This is a genomic window from Gordonia sp. (in: high G+C Gram-positive bacteria) (genome assembly GCF_049299075.1).
Classification (GTDB): Bacteria; Actinomycetota; Actinomycetes; order Mycobacteriales; family Mycobacteriaceae; genus Gordonia.
On record NZ_JBAQWU010000039.1, the window covers coordinates 1 to 2,444 of the forward strand.

Annotated in this window: 2 protein-coding genes; both read right to left on the reverse strand. The window is 65.6% G+C overall.

All coding sequences use genetic code 11. The features are described from left to right. On the reverse strand, window positions 1–1,530 hold a 1,530-nt coding region (locus WAW85_RS01460), incomplete at its 3' end, for an HAD-IC family P-type ATPase (protein ID WP_422557886.1). Between the two features lie 32 nt (window positions 1,531–1,562). Then, window positions 1,563–2,444 (reverse strand): MBL fold metallo-hydrolase (locus tag WAW85_RS01465; RefSeq protein WP_422557887.1); only part of this gene is annotated, 882 nt, incomplete at its 5' end.

The window sequence follows — 2,444 nt, forward strand, 5'->3', positions numbered from 1 at the left end:
GTCGATTTCGGTCGCCAGCTGACGGGCGTCGACGGCGGTGTCCGACGTGCCCAAGCCGAGCGACTCGGCGACGGCCCCCACCGAGCGCGCATTGTCGCCGGAGATCACCTTCACGTCGACATCCTGCGAGGCGAAGTAGTCGATGGTGTCCTTGGCATCTGGGCGCACCCGCTGCTCCAGCACGATCAAACCGACCGGGGTGAGGGTGCCGGGCACAGTGGTACCTGGCGCCGGCGTGGTATCGACCGGGACGTCGATCGCGGCGATCAACAGGATGCGCAGTCCGGTGGCCCCCAGGTCGGAGGCGAGCTGCGCGTTCGCCGAGTCCGGATCGAGCAGCACGTCGGGCGCGCCGATCAGCCAGTTGCCGTGCGCACCGCCCGCGCCGTCAACCAACGAGCAACCGCTGAACTTGTTGGCCGAGGCGAACGGAAGGATCGACGACGTGGTCCAGCCGGGCGACTGCGGGTACGCCTCCTTAATGGCTTCGATACTCGCGTTCGGGTACGGATCATTCGCCGCGATCGCCGAAAGAGCTTGCGTCACTTGATCCTCGGTGTACGCCTCATCGATCACCCGCACCTCCGATAGCCGCATGCCGTTCTCGGTGAGGGTGCCCGTCTTGTCGGTGCAGACGATGTCGACGCGGGCCAGGCCCTCGATGGCGGGCAGCTCGTTCACCAGGCACTGTCGCTGGCCGAGCCGGACGACGCCCACCGCGAAAGCGATCGACGTCATCAGCACCAACCCTTCCGGGACCATCGGCACCAGCGCCGCAACCATTCCGAGTAGCGCGTCGTTGAGTTCCTGCTTGCTGATCACCAGCTGGTTGTAGATGGTGAGGATGCCAGCCGGAATCAAGATGACGGTGATGACCGCCAGGATCTTGTTGATGCCGCTGCGCAATTCCGACGACACCAAAGTGAACTTTGAAGCCTCCGCGGCCAGTTGCGCGGCGTAGGCATCGGCACCGACCTTGGTGGCCCGGTAGCTACCCGAACCGGCCACCACGAAACTGCCCGACATAATCTTGTCGCCGGGCGCCTTGTCGACGGCATCGGCCTCACCGGTAAGCAGTGACTCGTCGATATCGAGCGACACCGACTCCACGGCCTCCCCGTCCACGACCACTTGGTCACCCGGGGCCAGCTCGATGATGTCGTCGAGCACGATCTCGCTTGCCGCCACCGACACCGACTGTCCGTCGCGACGCACCGTGGGACGTGCCTGGCCGACGATCGAGAGCCGGTCCAGCGTCCTCTTGGCGCGAACCTCCTGAATGATGCCGATCCCGGAGTTCGCGATGATCAACAGGCCGAACAGACCGTTAATAAACGAGCCGGTGTAGGCGACAATCGCGAACAACACCCCGAGGATCGCATTGATCGGGGTGAAGATATTGGCGCGCACAATGTCGGCGACGCTGCGGCCGGACTTATCGGGCTGCGTATTCGCCTGGCCCGCAGCGACCCGCTCGGAGACCTGCGCAGCCGTCAGTCCGGTGGGCCGGGTGGCAGTGGGAGTGCTCATGAGGCCTCAGTCTAGGGCCCGGCTCGCGACGATCAGGCGCAACGCTCCCACCAGGACGGATCATCGAACGCCGAGCCGTTGCGTTTGTCCACGTCGGCGGTCGCGCCCGGCCGGGGGACGGTGACCGGAACGCCAGCCGTGCTCGCCTCGGTCAGCAGGCGCTGAATCGGATCGGCCCAGCGATGCAACGCGAGATTGAATGTGCCCCAATGGATTGGCAGCAGTAAACAATCACGCGCGGCGCCGGGATTGAGCAGATGGTGCAGCGCGACCGCTTCTTCCGGGTTGACGTGGATGTCCGGCCACGCCGGATCGTAGGCGCCCACGGCGAGAAGCGTCAGGTCGAACGGACCCAGTAGGTCGCCGGTTTCGCCGTAGCGTTCGGTGAAACCGGTATCACCGGAGAAGAAAACGCGGTGATCCGGACCGAGCACTGCCCAACTGGCCCACTGGGTCAGGTTCCGGGTCAGGCCGCGCCCAGAAAAATGCCGGGCAGCCGTCGCATAGAAGCGCAGCTCGGTGCCACCGACGTCCAAACTCACCCGCTCGTACCAGTCAGCGGTGTGAATACGTGCCGGCTCAATGCCCCACGCCATCAGGTGAGCGTCCACCCCGACCGGCGCCACGAACTGTGCCTGCGGGTGCAGGGCCGCCAGCGCGTCGATCGTCTGCAGATCGAGGTGGTCGTAGTGGTCGTGCGAGATCAGCACCACATCGATAGGCGGCAGCGCACCGACGCCGACCGGCACGGCATGCATCCGCTTGGGACCGAAACTTTGCGACGGCGAACACCGATCGGCGAACATCGGGTCGGTCAGCACCCGCACGCCGTCGATGTCCACGAGCACGCTGGCATGGCCGAGCCAGGTGGCCGACAAGCCTGCAGCCTCGTCGGCGAACCGCGGGGTGAGCAC